The organism is Paenarthrobacter sp. NPDC092416 (assembly GCF_044755025.1).
In the GTDB taxonomy this organism is placed as follows: domain Bacteria; phylum Actinomycetota; class Actinomycetes; order Actinomycetales; family Micrococcaceae; genus Arthrobacter.
The window spans coordinates 1-13,284 of record NZ_JBIVQG010000016.1 but is presented as its reverse complement, the minus strand read 5'-3'; the positions used below and the strand labels follow the sequence as shown (position 1 = coordinate 13,284).

Genomic DNA, 13,284 nt, shown 5'->3' with positions numbered 1-13,284 from the left:
CGCAACGCAACAGGGATACGAATCATGGATCAGTCAGAACGCCAGCCCCGGAAACAGGGCTGGCGTTTTGCGTTGCTGGCACTGGTGCTGGCGATCGCCAGCAGCGGCCTGGTCCGCTCTCTCTGGATCGATGTGTATTTCATCCCCTCCGAATCCATGGAACCGTTGCTGGGCAACGGGGACAGGATTCTTGTCTCGCGGACCGCGTTCAATGCTGAACCGATCCGGCGCGGTGACATAGTGGTCTTCGATGGCCGCGGTTCGTTCGCGCCACTCAACAGTGGCAAGGGGCCCCTGTTTGACGCAGCCGCCGCCGCAAGCCAGTGGTTTGGGCTGACCGGCAGCGACACAACGTATGTGAAGCGCGTCATCGGCGTTCCGGGCGACCACGTCCAGTGTTGCGGCGCTGACGGACTCCTCACAGTCAACGGTCAGGTCCTTGAGGAACCCTATGTTTATCCCGGGGACGCGCCGAGCAACCAGAAGTTCGACGTCGTAGTTCCGGAAGGGCGCCTGTGGTTGATGGGGGATCATCGCTCACGGTCCGCTGACTCACGCGGACTCCTGGGTGCGCCCGGCGGGGGCATGGTTCCTATCGACCGGGTTATCGGATCGCCGGTCCAGATCATCTGGCCACTTGATAGATTTGCAGATATGCCTCGCTCCGCGCAGGCCGTATTACCTTCGAAGAACGGACAGTAGATGCCGGACAGAGCTCCAGAGAACCCCGAGCGCCATGATGACGACGCCCGGCTCTCGGACGGCACCACCGGCGTTGCCGGCGTCGCTGAATCCGTAGAGGCCGACGACGGAACGTCCGGTGTGCGCGATGACGGCGGATCTGGTGCAGTGGATGCCGGGACGTCGGCCGCTGCCGAGGACAGCAAGCCTCGCGGGAATCAGCTCTTGGTGTGGGTCAAGGAGATCGTCACCGTGATCGCCATCGCGGTGGTGTTGTCCTTCCTCATCAAGACCTTCCTGTTCAGGGCCTTCTATATTCCCTCGGAATCAATGGAAAGCACCTTGGATGTCAACGACCGCATCTTCATTAACCTGCTGGTTCCGGAACCTTTCGACTTGGCACGTGGAGACGTGGTGGTCTTCAAGGACTCCCAAGGATGGCTTCCGGCAGTAACCAAGAAGCCCGCCGGACCCATGGACTGGGTGGGGGATAGTTTGGAATTCATCGGCCTCGCGGCTGACGACAACGAACAGCACCTCGTTAAGAGAGTCATCGGTTTGCCTGGAGATCGGGTCTCGTGCTGCGATGCGGGTGGCCGTGTGACCGTCAACGGCGTGCCGTTGGACGAAACCTATATCAATCCGGCGGAGGTGCCCCAACCGAACCAGTTCGACATCGTGGTCCCGGAGGGCAAGGTATGGGTGATGGGTGATAACCGTAACCACTCGGCGGACTCCCGAAGCCACCAGGAAGTCAACGGTGGCTTTATCAACCTGGAAGATGTTGAGGGCAAGGCGACCGTCATTGCCTGGCCCGTCAACCGTTGGACTGTCCTGGATAACTACCCGGACGTCTTCAAGAACGTGCCCGCAGGTACCGCCGGCAAATAATGGCTACCGCAACAACGCGGAAGAAAACCGCATCCCCCACAAAGACGCAGGCCAGGGCGAAGGCTCCAGTGAGTTTTCCAACGTTGGACGTTGAACGCTCCTTCCTTTCGCCGGAGGTGCGGTTGTTGGCTGGGGTGGACGAGGTAGGCAGAGGGGCTCTGGCCGGACCTGTCAGCGTGGGGATTGCTGTGGTCAATCTCGAAGACCATGGCCTGCTGGCTGATGTCCGGGACAGTAAACTGCTCAAGCCCGAAGACCGGGACAGGCTTGAGCCTCTGGTCCGCGAGTGGGCTGTGGCCTGCGCTGTTGGCCATGCAACTGCCAAGGAAATCGACGACATCGGCATCATCGGCGCGCTCCGGCTTGCCGGAACCCGCGCTTGGTTTGAAATTCTGGAATCCGGGGTTACCCCCGACGTTGTGCTGCTCGACGGCAGTCACAACTGGCTTTCACCCGAAGTCCAGGCGTCACTCTTCGACACCGGACCTGCTGGACCCTCCTGTGAGGCTCCCGTCCATACCCGCGTCAAGGCCGACATGAGTTGCCTCAGCGTTGCGGCCGCCAGTGTGCTTGCGAAGGTTGCTCGCGACCGGATCATGGTGGATCTGCATTCAGAACTGCCGGTGTTTGGGTGGAATGAAAACAAGGGCTATGCCACCGCAGCCCATCGCGAAGTGATACGGCTGCAGGGTCCCAGCGCCTACCACCGCCAGAGCTGGCATCTGCTGTAGTTGCACACGTCAGTTGTGTCCGCGAATGTAGCCCCTGTTCGTTGGTGGCGCAGTGGGCACGGTGGATAAGGCAAGATGGAACCATGAGCGCCGAGGACCTTGAGAACTATGAAACCGACATGGAGCTGCAGCTCTACCGTGAATACCGGGATGTCGTCGGTTTGTTCAGCTACGTCGTGGAAACAGAGCGGCGATTCTACTTGGCCAACCACGTTGACCTTCAGGCCCGCAGCGCCGACGGCGAAGTCTATTTCGACCTGACGCTGCAGGACGCATGGGTCTGGGACGTCTACCGTTCGGCCCGCTTCGTGAAGAACGTCAGGGTTATCACGTTCAAGGACGTTAACGTCGAGGAACTGCCGCGCAACGAAGACCTTGCTTTACCGAAGGACGGCGGGCTCGGCGATCTGGGCGACCTCGGCAACTAGCCGGTTTGGTCAACAACACCTCTCCTCCACAAGCCTGATTTGACCGGGTTACCCACATAGCCCAACGGACCCCTGCCGCGCCCTGTTGCCAGCGTGAAAGCTGGTAGCGGAGGTGGTTATGAGAGCCAAAGACATTCTTGGCCGCAGCGGCGAAGCGCTGGCAGCGGATTTCCTGGAGAACCAGGGTATGCGGATCGTTGACCGCAATTGGCGGTGCAGCGACGGCGAGATCGACATCGTGGCACTGGACGACGAGACACTCGTCGTGGCAGAGGTGAAGACTCGCCGGAGCCTGGCTTACGGGCATCCATTCGAGGCAGTTGGCGCGGCAAAGCTCGCGCGCTTACATCGGCTTGTTTCGTCGTGGTGCCGGGATCACGAGCTGCACGCACCCAGCAGGCGCGTGGACGTTGTGTCGGTGATCGATGACGGGGTTGGCGAACCGCGGATTGAGCACTTGCGGGGTGTGGGCTAAATGGGTGTCGGGCGCAGCCATTGTGTCGCCCTGGTGGGCCTCAACGGCTACATTGTTGAAGTCGAGGCCGATATCGGTCAAACCCTTCCCAACTTTGTCATCCTGGGCCTACCGGACGCGGCACTGAATGAAGCCAAGGAACGCATCCGTTCGGCCGCCCAAAACTCCGGCATTCCCCTGAGCCGCCGAAAAATCACGGCGAACCTGATCCCCGCTTCGCTGCCGAAACGGGGGTCGGGATTTGATCTCGCCATCACCATGGCAGTCCTCTGCGCCGCAGAGGACATCCGTTCGATCGGCGGAACCGTCTTCATCGCGGAGCTTGGCCTCGATGGCAGGCTTCGGCCGGTTCGTGGCATCCTTCCGGCTGTCATGGCCGCAGTGCAGGCCGGCTATCCGGACATTGTGGTGGCGGAGGCCAACGTCGCGGAGGCGTCCTTGGTCCCTGGCGCAAGGGTCCGCGGGTACAGGACATTGGCCCGGCTCGCTTTCGATTTCGGCGCCGATCCCAAGGATCTCGCCTTGGACTACGACCCCCTGGACGGCGATCTTCAGGAAGACTGTGGCGACGCCGACTCCCGGGTCCCGGATCTCTGCGATGTTTCAGGACAAACTGAAGCCCGGCGGGCGTTGGAAGTCGCCGCTGCGGGCGGGCACCACATGCTCCTGACAGGACCTCCGGGGGCGGGGAAAACCATGCTGGCTGAACGGCTGCCGGGGCTTTTGCCCGATCTTGAAGACAAAGCAGCGATGGAGGTTACGGCGATCCGGTCGCTGGCGGCAGTTCAGACATCTGCCGTGAAGCTTGTCAGAAGGCCTCCTTTCGAGAATCCGCATCACACGGCAACGGCGGCCGCGATCATCGGTGGGGGGTCGGGTCTTCCCCGCCCGGGTGCTGCCTCGAGGGCGCACAGGGGCGTGCTGTTCCTTGACGAGGCACCAGAGTATGAACGGCGGGTGCTGGATGCCCTGCGGCAGCCGCTTGAAAGCGGTGAATTGGTGATCCACCGATCAGCCGGAACGGCGGCCTACCCTGCCAGGTTCCAATTGGTCCTGGCAGCCAACCCCTGTCCGTGCGGGAAAGCTGCCGGCAAGGGCATGGACTGCACGTGCACGGCCACCATGCGACGTCGCTACTTCGGCCGAATATCGGGGCCCTTGCTGGACCGGGTGGATATTCAACTGCAGGTCGAGCGGGTTTCCTTGGCAGATTTCGGCCAGGCAGGCTCAGAAGAGGACACGAATATGGTTGCCGCACGCGTCCTGGCTGGCCGGCTGCGCCAGTTTGAACGACTGAAGCCGTTCGGACTTGAAACCAATTCCCAGGTGCCCGGTCGAACCTTGCGGGGCGAATTGAGACTGCCATTGGGAACAACGCGAATTCTGGATACAGCTCTGGAAAGGGGTGTGTTAACTGCCCGAGGCTATGACCGCGTTCTCCGGCTGGCGTGGACGCTGGCGGACCTGGGGCATCAGGACGCGCCGGATGCCGACCATATCGGTCAAGCGCTGGGTTTGCGTCGCGCAGCCACAGGAGCGTGAGGGGCGCCATGACGAAAGGAAGCGTAGTAGTGGGCACATCGGATACACGGAGGAACGAACGGCTTGCGCGGGCGGCGCTGGCACGGCTCATGGAACCCCAGGATTCTGTTGGGCTGGCGCTCGTCAGGGCGCTCGGTGCCATTGATGCGGTTGGCGTCGCCACGGGCGAGTTGTCCGCCGGGGCGGCCTTGGAACAGGAGTTGTCGGCCTTGCTTGCCGATGCAAGGGGCCCGGCCTCGTGGCCAGGGCTCCCGGCAAGCCTGCGCCGTTGGGCGCCACGGGTTCCTGACCTCGCACCCGAACGCGACGTGGAGACGATGAAGAGGTTGGGTGGCCGAATCATCATTCCCGGTGATGCCTTGTGGCCACAGCAGTTATCCGATCTCGGGCTTCAGGAGCCTTTGTGCCTGTGGTGGCGGGGACAGGAGCAGGACCTCCCGGCGGTCTCGCAGGCCGTTGCCCTGGTTGGCTCGAGGGACAGTACCAGTTACGGAGGGTCGGTCACCGGCGACCTCGCCTACGGGTTGGCCCAACGGGGCTACACGGTTGTATCGGGGGGCGCGTACGGGATTGATGCGCATGCCCACCGCGGAGCCTTGAGCGGTGGTGTCGCATCAGTCCCAACCATCGCTGTCATGGCTGGGGGAGTTGACCGCTTCTACCCGTCGGGGAACGAAGAACTGCTGCGGGCCGTCGCCAATCAGGGCGCAGTCATCTCGGAGGTACCTCCGGGATCGGCCCCCACCCGGTACAGGTTCCTGCAGCGCAACCGGATCATCGCTGCCTTGGCCTCGGTCACGGTAGTGGTGGAAGCGCGGTGGCGTTCAGGTGCCCTCAACACTGCGCATCACGCGGAGACCATGGGCAGGGCTGTGGCCGCGGTTCCCGGGTCGATCCACAGCGCGAACTCGGCTGGCTGTCACCGGCTCCTGCGCGAAGGTGGGGCCGTTTGCGTAACGGATGTAGGCGAGATTCTGGAGTTGGCCAGTCCGAGTGGCACAGCAATGCCTCGCGATGTCGATTCGCCTGCCGCAGCGCACGATGGCTTATCGCTGGAGGACTTGATCCTGCTGGATGCATTGCCACTCCGATCGGCCAGTTCGGTGGAGAAACTCACCGTGGTGGCCGGTCTGAGCGCGGACGCTGTGCGGGCGGGTTTGGGCAGGCTTGGATTGCTGGGGTTGGCCGTTTCGGAACGTGGCGCTTGGAAACGCACGAAGAAAGCCTAGGGGCTCTTCTGGTGCATGTTGATACGTGGCGAAAGGCGCTGGTGCTGGCAGAGTTGGAGAGTGGATTCAACGACTTTGCCAGCCCAGATGCAGGACGCCCTCAAGGGTTTCCGGCGATACCTTGAGGGCGAACGTGCCAGGTCCGCCCATACCATCCGGGCCTATGTCGCCGATGTCGAAAGCTTGTTGGGCTTCGCCGTCCGCGAGGGAATCGACGCGCTCGATCAAGTGGAGCTTGGCTCCTTGCGTCGGTGGCTGGGTGCACAAAGTGAGGCGGGCATGGCCAGGGCAACCTTGGCACGAAGGGCCGCCACCGCGCGGTCCTTCACGGCTTGGGCCCTCCGCGAGGAACTGATAGCCGTTGACCCTGCCATCCGACTTCAGGCACCCAAACGGGAGAAGTCGCTTCCTGGGGTCCTTCACCAGCAGCAAATATCGCGGATGGTGGCCGATTTGGACAGTGCAGCGGCCCAGGGCGGCGCCATGGCGTTGAGGAACCGGGCCATGGTGGAACTCCTCTACGCCACGGGAGTCCGCGTGGGAGAACTCGCGGGGCTGGACATCGATGACCTGGATCCGGACCGCCGGACACTGCGTGTTATCGGTAAGGGGAATAAGGAGCGCACGGTGCCATATGGCGTTCCGGCGGCAGTCGCTGTGGATGATTGGCTCCGAAGAGGCCGCCCCACGTTCGTTACCGGCTCGAGCGGGCCGGCAGTCTTTCTGGGGGCCAGGGGAAACCGCGTGGATCCCCGCCAGGTCCGGTCCGTGGTCAAAGAACTTCTGGAAGCACTCGGAGATACGTCAGCAACCGGCCCGCACGCCTTACGGCACAGCGCAGCGACACACCTGCTGGACGGTGGAGCGGATCTGCGCGCAGTGCAGGAAATCCTGGGTCACAGCAGCCTTGCAACCACTCAGATCTATACGCACGTTTCGGTCGACAGGCTGCGGAACAGCTACAAGCAGGCACACCCGAGGGCTTGACGGCTGACCGCACTGGCGCAATCGGCCAGCGTACGGCAAAATGAAAGCACTACGGGGGAACCTTCAATTCATAGTTGAGGGTTCTGTCCGTGCCAAAATCAAGGTAATGCCTTAAAAACTGAATAGCCTGGCAAGGTCCATGGAACATTCGTGGCATCGGGCGCAGCAGAAGCCATCCGTGCAGAGGTCGTTGGGGAAGACGTACCTACAGCTATGGAGGATGGAATGTCTGTTGCAACAACCCGCGGTGTCTTGTTTATCCACTCGGCCCCTACGGCACTCTGCCCGCACGTTGAGTGGGCCATCGGATCGGTCGTTGACAAGCGGACCGATCTTGAGTGGACCCCTCAACCTGCAGCGCCAGGAATGTTCCGCGCAGAGCTTTCGTGGGTCGGCACGCCCGGCACCGGAGCTCAATTGGCGTCCGCCCTCCGTGGGTGGGCGCACTTGCGCTATGAGGTGACCGAAGAGCCGAGCCAAGGTGTAGACGGCGCGCGCTGGTCCCACACCCCTGAACTGGGAATTTTCCACGCCGTGACTGATGTTCACGGCAACATCATGGTCACCGAAGACCGCATCCGGTACGCCTACGAGTCTGGTGCCGGAGATCCCTCTGCGGTTTACCACGAGTTGTCACTGGCGTTGGGCGAAGCCTGGGACGAGGAGTTGGAGCCATTCCGCCACGCAGCAGAAGGTGCCCCCGTCCGCTGGTTGCACCAAGTCGGCTAGCCTCGTTACGAAAGAAACTGTCGGGTCGATCGATGACCCGCCGGCTTCATCCCCATAGCAAAAGGAGGGCCCCACCAAACGGTGGGGCCCTCCTTTATATAAGGCATCAAACCATGCCGGGCATCAAGCGACTCGAGCGTGAACCCTAAACGTTGCGGACTGCAATGACAGCGTTGTGTCCACCGAAGCCGAACGAGTTGCTCAGTGCCACGATGTCGCCGCTGGGCAGGTCTCGCACGGAGGTCACGACGTCGAGTGGGATCTCGGGATCCTGGTTCTCGAGGTTGATGGTAACTGGAGCCTTGCGTTCGTAGACCGCCAGAACGGTAAGGACTGCCTCCACGGCCCCTGAAGCACCCAGGAGGTGTCCCATCTGCGACTTGGTGGCAGAGACCGCCACATTGTCCACGTGGGTCCCCAGGGCGGCACGGAGGGCCGTGTACTCGGGCTTGTCGCCAACGGGAGTGGAGGTGGCGTGGGCGTTGACGTGCACGACGTCCTCCGCCTGGATCCTGCCGTCGAACATCGCGGCCTTGAGTGCGCGGGTGGCGCCGAGGCCTTCGGGGTCCGGAGCTGTGATGTGGTAGGCGTCGGCCGTCACCGACGTGCCTGCCAGTTCAGCGTAGATACGCGCACCACGGGCGATCGCGTGTTCTTCGGCTTCCAGGACCAACGCGCCTGCACCTTCACCCATGACAAAGCCATCGCGGTCAATGTCGTAGGGGCGCGAAGCACGCTCGGGCTCGTCGTTACGACGGGACAAAGCCTGCATGGAGGAGAACGCGGCCAGCGGCATGGGGTGGATTGCTGCTTCAGCTCCACCGCAGACCACGACGTCGGCTTTGCCGGAGCGGATGAGGTCAAGGCCCAAGTGCAGGGCTTCTGTTCCGGACGCGCACGCGGACACCGGAGTGTGCGCGCCGGCCCGGGCGCCGAGGTCAAGACTGACCGCAGCGGCCACGCCGTTGGGCATCAGCATGGGAACGGTCATGGGCAGCACCCTGCGGGGTCCCTTTTCCCGCAACGTGTCCCACGCATCCAGCAGGGTCCAGACTCCGCCAATGCCGGTGGCGAAAGCCACCGCCAAGCGGTCGTGGTCGATCTCCGAGATCCCGGAATCTGCCCAGGCTTCACGGGCAGCGATGACGCCGAATTGCGTGGACGGGTCCATACGCTTGGCTTCAACGCGGCTCAGGACCTCAAGTGCCGGCGTCGAGCACCGGGCAGCAAAGTGGACGGGGAGGTCGTACTTGGCCACCCACTCGTCGTTGAGCGTGTGGGCACCGGAGACCCCTTTAAGCGCGTTCTGCCACATAGTGGGGACGTCGCCGCCGATGGGAGTGGTGGCCCCCAGACCGGTTATGACTACTTTGCGTGCCATGCGATCACTCTCTGTCGGATCAGCCGGTCCGGTCACGGTTCAAGGCGAGGGCGGCTGGAAAAATCTTTGGGTGGTGGTGCGGCTGTGCCGGGTCAGGATTCAGCATCCCGGCCCGGCACAGCTGGTGCCAGGACTAGGCCTGTGCGTTGGCGATGAAGCTCACTGCGTCGCCAACCGTCTTGAGGTTCTTGACCTCTTCGTCCGGAATGCGCACGCCGAACTTCTCTTCGGCGTTGACGACGATGGTCATCATGGAGATGGAGTCGATGTCCAAGTCCTCGGTGAAGGACTTGTCCAGCTCGACGGCTTCGGTGGCGAGGCCGGTCTCTTCGTTGACGATTTCAGCCAGGCCGGCCAGGATTTCTTCGTTGCTAGCCATTGTTGGCTCCTTTTCTTGTTGTGCCGGCTGCTGCCGGAAAGGGGGCAAACCGCGGATACGGTTTGGGTCTGTAAGTCATATTCAGTTGGCTGGAGGCCACCGGGGCCGGTCCAGGTCTACGGCAGAACGACTACCTGCGCGCCGAACACCAATCCGGCGCCGAAGCCGATCTGCAGAGCCAAACCGCCACTGAGTTCCGGGTTTTCCTTCAGCAGGCGGTGCGTGGCCAAGGGGATGGATGCGGCCGAAGTGTTGCCGGCCTGTGCGATGTCGCGGCCAACCACAACGGTTTCGGGAAGCTTGAGCTTTTTCACCATCTCGTCGATGATGCGCATGTTGGCTTGGTGAGGCACGAATGCGGCCAAATCGGAGGCCTCGATGCCTGCGGCGTCAAGTGCCTGCTGGGCGACCTTTGCCATTTCCCATACAGCCCAGCGGAACACGGTCTGGCCATCCTGGCGCAGCGTGGGCCAGACATCCTGGGTAGCGGAGAGGATGGCGGGGTCGTCGATTTCATCCGAGTGACGGGCAGATTCGCCCAATTTGCGGACGTCTTCGAGGGAGTGGGTCATGCCGATGGCGTCCCACTTGCTGCCATCCGATCCCCACACCGAGGGGCCGATGCCAGGGGTGTCGGACGGGCCGACCACCACTGCTCCTGCGCCGTCGCCGAGCAGGAAAGAAATCGTGCGCTCATGGTTGTCGATGACATCGGAAAGCTTTTCGGCTCCCACCACCAGGACATACTGTGCTGCGCCCGAGCGGACCAACGCATCTGCCTGTGCTACGCCGTAGCAGTAGCCGGCACAGGCGGCGGAAATGTCGAACGCGGGTGCCGGCGTCGCGCCCAAACGGTCGGTGAGTGCAGCGGCAGCGGACGGCGTCGCGTACGGGTGCGTCACGGTGGAGACGATGACCGCGCCCAGCTGGGATGCTTCGATGCCGGCCTGCTGGAGGGCTTCACGTGCTGCGCCTTCGGCCATGTCGATGACGCTGACGTCGGCGGCGGCACGGTGGCGGGTGATGATGCCGGTCCGCTGGCGGATCCACTCGTCCGAGGAATCAATCCACTGGCACACATCGTCATTGGTGACAATGACGTCCGGGCGGTAGGCGCCAATGCCAAGGATGCGTGTGTTTTCGTTGACCGGCGCTTGCTTCAGTACGGGGGCGCTCATGCCTGACCCTCCAGTTCGGCGAAAAGTGCGAGTGCCGCGGACAGATCGTCCGGGGTCTTGACTGCGACGGTCTTTACGCCGGGCATGCCACGCTTGGCGAGTCCGGCCAACGTACCCGCCGGGGCCAATTCAATGACGCCCGTGACGCCGCGTTGGGTCAATGTTTCCATGCAGAGATCCCATCGGACGGGTCGGGACACCTGTGCGATCAGGCTCTCGACTGCAGCAGTACCCGCTGTGACTTCCTTGCCATCAAAGTTGGAAAGCAGGGGGACAGCCGGGTTCTGTGGACTCAGCGACGGCTTGAGTGCCTCGAGGGCGCTCACGGCCGGTGCCATGTGTGAGGTATGGAATGCTCCTGCAACCTTGAGCGGGATAACCCGGGCCTTGGCCGGCGGGTTGTCTGCAAGCACCTGGAGCTGCTCGAAGGTTCCGGCGGCTACCGTTTGGCCTGCTCCGTTGACGTTGGCGGGAGTGGCACCCGAGGCCTCAATGGCCGCAAGTACCTCTGCAGGGTCTCCGCCAACTACGGCACTCATGCCGGTGGGTGTGACAGCGGCGGCGGCAGCCATGCTGTTGGCGCGCTCCCGAACAAAGCTCATTGCTTCCTCTTCGGTGAGGACGCCGGCAAGGGCCGAGGCGGTAATTTCGCCGACTGAATGTCCCGCGAGGATGACGGGCAAGGCGCTGAGTTCGACGTCGAACAAAGACTTTGCGGCGACCAACCCGGCAGCGACAATCAGGGGCTGCGCTACGGCAGTGTCCTTGATGGTTTCTTCGTCGGAGGTGGTGCCGTGGGCCTTGAGGTCAATGCCTGCGATCTCGCTCATGGCGGCCAATTGGCCTTCTACGGAAGGAAGTTCGAGCCAAGGGGCCAAAAATCCTGGGGTCTGGGAGCCCTGTCCAGGGCAGACGATTGCAAGCACGTATCCAGCTTTCCAAATTGCCACGTGATTCAGTGGTGTTTCCGTACACCAAGCTCACTGGGTCACTTTGTAGGAAGTCTACAACGGTTCAGTTCTGTGAACGCGATGCGTGACGCTCGGGAGAGGCCTTCGGCTGGGCCGAAAGCCTGCCCACTACCAAGGCCGTTTGAAGCACGAAGGCTTCTCTTGGAAGGAGCGGATCCCAGCCTGTGACATCGCAGACACGCTTCAAACGGTAGCGCACCGTATTGGCGTGCACGAACAGTTCACGCGCCGTGGCCTCCAGTGAGTGTCCGAGTTCGAGGTACGTTCCCAGTGTTTCCACCAGTCCATTCGAGGCTGCCAGCAGGGGCCTGTAGATGTTCTTGATCAGTGACCGGCGGGCGGCATCGTCGCCGGATACCACTCTCTCCGGCAGCAGGTCATCTGCGGCAACGGGGCGGGGAGCCGACGGCCACGCGCGGGCGGCCGTGAGGCCGGCGAATGCCGCCTGCGCTGAACTGCTCGCCTCCAGCAATGAACCGGCTTCGGGGCCATAAACAACAGCACCCGGCGCGAAAAGCTCGCTGAGCTTCACGTAGGCCGTATCACGATCCTGTACACCGCCCAGAATGAGGATGAGCCTGTCACCTTGGATACCGACCAGCGCGTCCTCGGCGAACCGGCCAGCGGTACGCCGCAGCTCACTGACGTAGCTGGCGCTCGGTTCCGACGGCGAGTTGCCTACCATAACCGTGAACCGTTCCTGCGCCTTCCAGCCGAGGGCCGCGATTCGGGACCGCAGGGCGTCGGTATTCTCACCGCGAAGGATTGCGTCCACAATGAGGGCTTCCAGCCGTGTGTCCCACGAACCTCGCGACTCGGCTGCCCTGGCGTAGACGTCGGCGGCAGCGAACGCGACTTCCCGCGAATACCGCAGTACGGCCTCACGCAGGGATGGCTGGTCGGACTCCGGTGCGATCACCGGAACCTGGTCTTCAACAACTTCCACCACGATCCGGATGAGTTGCAACGCTTTCTGCAGGCTGATGGAGCGTGTCAGTTCAGTGGGCGCGTTCCCGAAGACGTCAGTAAGGATCCAGGACGGCGAACTCGGGCGTTCGTACCAGGTCACGAAAGCTGCAATGCCGTTCTGCGCCACAAGGCCCAGGGCGGAGCGTTCGTCCGAGCTCAGGCGACTGTACCAAGGCAGGGACTTCTCGAGTTTCCGCATGGTGGAGGTGGAAAGCTGTCCGACGTTCGCGCGGAGTTGTTTCAGAGTCTCCGCCTTTTCCGGCGAAAGCGCCGGGGTAGCTGCTTTGCGCTTTGAAGGGGACTGTGTCGACTCTGCCATGGAACGAGCATACGGTGCATCGCTGGCAAGCTCCATTTGTGAGAAGGCTACAACTCGAGTTGTCGGCGGTCACGTCCTGTCGGCGCCGGAACAGGCGCTGATTAAAGCCCGACGGCGGCCCCCACCTGTTGGTGGAAGCCGCCGTCCGGTTGGTGCTGGCGTTATTGCTGCGTGTCGCTGCCTGCTAGGCGTCGCCGCCTGATCCGCCGGTGGTCCCGGCATTCACATCCAGGAGACGGTACTTATCGATCGCCTTTTCCAGCGCACCTTCTTCAACTTCTCCCTTGGCGGCGAGGAGTTGGAGGGTTTTGGCGACGATGGAGTGGGTGTCGTTTTTGAAGTAGCGGCGTGCGGCTTGGCGGGTGTCGGAGAAGCCGAAGCCGTCTGCTCCGAG

15 protein-coding genes are annotated in these 13,284 nt (G+C 62.6%); 9 read left to right on the top strand and 6 right to left on the bottom strand.

Translation table 11 applies throughout. The features are described from left to right. The first annotated feature begins 24 nt into the window (after nucleotides 1-24). The 9 genes from lepB (ACIQC5_RS21330) to ACIQC5_RS21290 all read left to right on the top strand — a co-directional run bounded on the left by lepB (ACIQC5_RS21330) (nucleotide 25) and on the right by ACIQC5_RS21290 (nucleotide 7,693). The gene (lepB, locus tag ACIQC5_RS21330; protein ID WP_400287064.1) at nucleotides 25-702 is read left to right on the top strand and encodes a signal peptidase I; all 678 of its coding nucleotides are present in this window, start codon (nucleotides 25-27) and stop codon (nucleotides 700-702) included. After that, nucleotides 703-1,572 (top strand): signal peptidase I, encoded by an 870-nt coding sequence (gene lepB / locus ACIQC5_RS21325; RefSeq protein WP_400287062.1) that lies wholly within the window; start codon nucleotides 703-705, stop codon nucleotides 1,570-1,572. It begins immediately after the preceding gene. Beyond that, nucleotides 1,572-2,303 carry a ribonuclease HII gene (locus ACIQC5_RS21320; protein ID WP_400287061.1) on the top strand — a complete coding sequence of 244 codons (732 nt, stop codon included), beginning with the start codon at nucleotides 1,572-1,574 and terminating at the stop codon, nucleotides 2,301-2,303. The genes lepB (ACIQC5_RS21325) and ACIQC5_RS21320 overlap by 1 nt, the downstream gene beginning before the upstream one ends. Nucleotides 2,304-2,386: 83 nt before the next feature. Then, nucleotides 2,387-2,731, top strand: coding sequence for a DUF2469 domain-containing protein (locus ACIQC5_RS21315; protein ID WP_216923842.1), 345 nt, complete (start codon nucleotides 2,387-2,389; stop codon nucleotides 2,729-2,731). Between the two features lie 118 nt (nucleotides 2,732-2,849). Further along, on the top strand, nucleotides 2,850-3,206 hold the full coding sequence (locus ACIQC5_RS21310) for a YraN family protein (RefSeq protein WP_400287059.1): 357 nt from the start codon (nucleotides 2,850-2,852) through the stop codon (nucleotides 3,204-3,206). Next, nucleotides 3,207-4,748 (top strand): YifB family Mg chelatase-like AAA ATPase, encoded by a 1,542-nt coding sequence (locus tag ACIQC5_RS21305; RefSeq protein ID WP_400287057.1) that lies wholly within the window; start codon nucleotides 3,207-3,209, stop codon nucleotides 4,746-4,748. 8 nt (nucleotides 4,749-4,756) lie between these two features. Then, nucleotides 4,757-5,977 (top strand): DNA-processing protein DprA, encoded by a 1,221-nt coding sequence (dprA, locus tag ACIQC5_RS21300; protein WP_400287055.1) that lies wholly within the window; start codon nucleotides 4,757-4,759, stop codon nucleotides 5,975-5,977. Between the two features lie 87 nt (nucleotides 5,978-6,064). Next, a complete protein-coding gene (locus tag ACIQC5_RS21295) occupies nucleotides 6,065-6,964 on the top strand; it encodes a tyrosine recombinase XerC (RefSeq protein ID WP_400287147.1) in 900 nt (299 codons plus the stop codon). Nucleotides 6,965-7,189: 225 nt separating this feature from the next. Beyond that, on the top strand, nucleotides 7,190-7,693 hold the full coding sequence (locus ACIQC5_RS21290; protein ID WP_400287053.1) for a DUF3145 domain-containing protein: 504 nt from the start codon (nucleotides 7,190-7,192) through the stop codon (nucleotides 7,691-7,693). Between the two features lie 145 nt (nucleotides 7,694-7,838). On the opposite strand, the gene ACIQC5_RS21285 is transcribed toward ACIQC5_RS21290, so the two are convergent. The 6 genes from ACIQC5_RS21285 to ACIQC5_RS21260 all read right to left on the bottom strand — a co-directional run. Then, on the bottom strand, nucleotides 7,839-9,074 hold the full coding sequence (locus tag ACIQC5_RS21285; protein ID WP_400287051.1) for a beta-ketoacyl-[acyl-carrier-protein] synthase family protein: 1,236 nt from the start codon (nucleotides 9,072-9,074) through the stop codon (nucleotides 7,839-7,841). Nucleotides 9,075-9,207: 133 nt separating this feature from the next. Continuing rightward, nucleotides 9,208-9,453 carry an acyl carrier protein gene (locus tag ACIQC5_RS21280; RefSeq protein WP_011692310.1) on the bottom strand — a complete coding sequence of 82 codons (246 nt, stop codon included), beginning with the start codon at nucleotides 9,451-9,453 and terminating at the stop codon, nucleotides 9,208-9,210. Nucleotides 9,454-9,569: 116 nt separating this feature from the next. Next, the gene (locus ACIQC5_RS21275) at nucleotides 9,570-10,631 is read right to left on the bottom strand and encodes a beta-ketoacyl-ACP synthase III (protein ID WP_400287049.1); all 1,062 of its coding nucleotides are present in this window, start codon (nucleotides 10,629-10,631) and stop codon (nucleotides 9,570-9,572) included. Next, nucleotides 10,628-11,557 carry an ACP S-malonyltransferase gene (locus ACIQC5_RS21270; RefSeq protein ID WP_400287047.1) on the bottom strand — a complete coding sequence of 310 codons (930 nt, stop codon included), beginning with the start codon at nucleotides 11,555-11,557 and terminating at the stop codon, nucleotides 10,628-10,630. Before ACIQC5_RS21270 ends, ACIQC5_RS21275 begins: the two co-directional genes overlap by 4 nt. Before the next feature lie 88 nt (nucleotides 11,558-11,645). Further along, a complete protein-coding gene (locus ACIQC5_RS21265) occupies nucleotides 11,646-12,890 on the bottom strand; it encodes a PucR family transcriptional regulator (protein WP_400287045.1) in 1,245 nt (414 codons plus the stop codon). A 184-nt stretch (nucleotides 12,891-13,074) separates the two neighbouring features. Continuing rightward, on the bottom strand, nucleotides 13,075-13,284 hold a 210-nt coding region (locus ACIQC5_RS21260), incomplete at its 5' end, for a hypothetical protein (RefSeq protein WP_400287043.1).

Excerpts from the sequence above, each read along its gene's own strand:
- lepB (WP_400287064.1), top strand. The coding sequence starts at position 25 with ATGGATCAGTCAGAACGCCAGCCCCGGAAACAGGGCTGGCGTTTTGCG.
- lepB (WP_400287062.1), top strand. The coding sequence starts at position 703 with ATGCCGGACAGAGCTCCAGAGAACCCCGAGCGCCATGATGACGACGCC.
- ACIQC5_RS21305 (WP_400287057.1), top strand. The coding sequence starts at position 3,207 with ATGGGTGTCGGGCGCAGCCATTGTGTCGCCCTGGTGGGCCTCAACGGC.
- ACIQC5_RS21310 (WP_400287059.1), top strand. The coding sequence starts at position 2,850 with ATGAGAGCCAAAGACATTCTTGGCCGCAGCGGCGAAGCGCTGGCAGCG.
- ACIQC5_RS21275 (WP_400287049.1), bottom strand. The coding sequence starts at position 10,631 with ATGAGCGCCCCCGTACTGAAGCAAGCGCCGGTCAACGAAAACACACGC.
- dprA (WP_400287055.1), top strand. The coding sequence starts at position 4,757 with ATGACGAAAGGAAGCGTAGTAGTGGGCACATCGGATACACGGAGGAAC.
- ACIQC5_RS21320 (WP_400287061.1), top strand. The coding sequence starts at position 1,572 with ATGGCTACCGCAACAACGCGGAAGAAAACCGCATCCCCCACAAAGACG.
- ACIQC5_RS21285 (WP_400287051.1), bottom strand. The coding sequence starts at position 9,074 with ATGGCACGCAAAGTAGTCATAACCGGTCTGGGGGCCACCACTCCCATC.
- ACIQC5_RS21265 (WP_400287045.1), bottom strand. The coding sequence starts at position 12,890 with ATGGCAGAGTCGACACAGTCCCCTTCAAAGCGCAAAGCAGCTACCCCG.
- ACIQC5_RS21280 (WP_011692310.1), bottom strand. The coding sequence starts at position 9,453 with ATGGCTAGCAACGAAGAAATCCTGGCCGGCCTGGCTGAAATCGTCAAC.
- ACIQC5_RS21295 (WP_400287147.1), top strand. The coding sequence starts at position 6,065 with ATGCAGGACGCCCTCAAGGGTTTCCGGCGATACCTTGAGGGCGAACGT.
- ACIQC5_RS21315 (WP_216923842.1), top strand. The coding sequence starts at position 2,387 with ATGAGCGCCGAGGACCTTGAGAACTATGAAACCGACATGGAGCTGCAG.
- ACIQC5_RS21290 (WP_400287053.1), top strand. The coding sequence starts at position 7,190 with ATGTCTGTTGCAACAACCCGCGGTGTCTTGTTTATCCACTCGGCCCCT.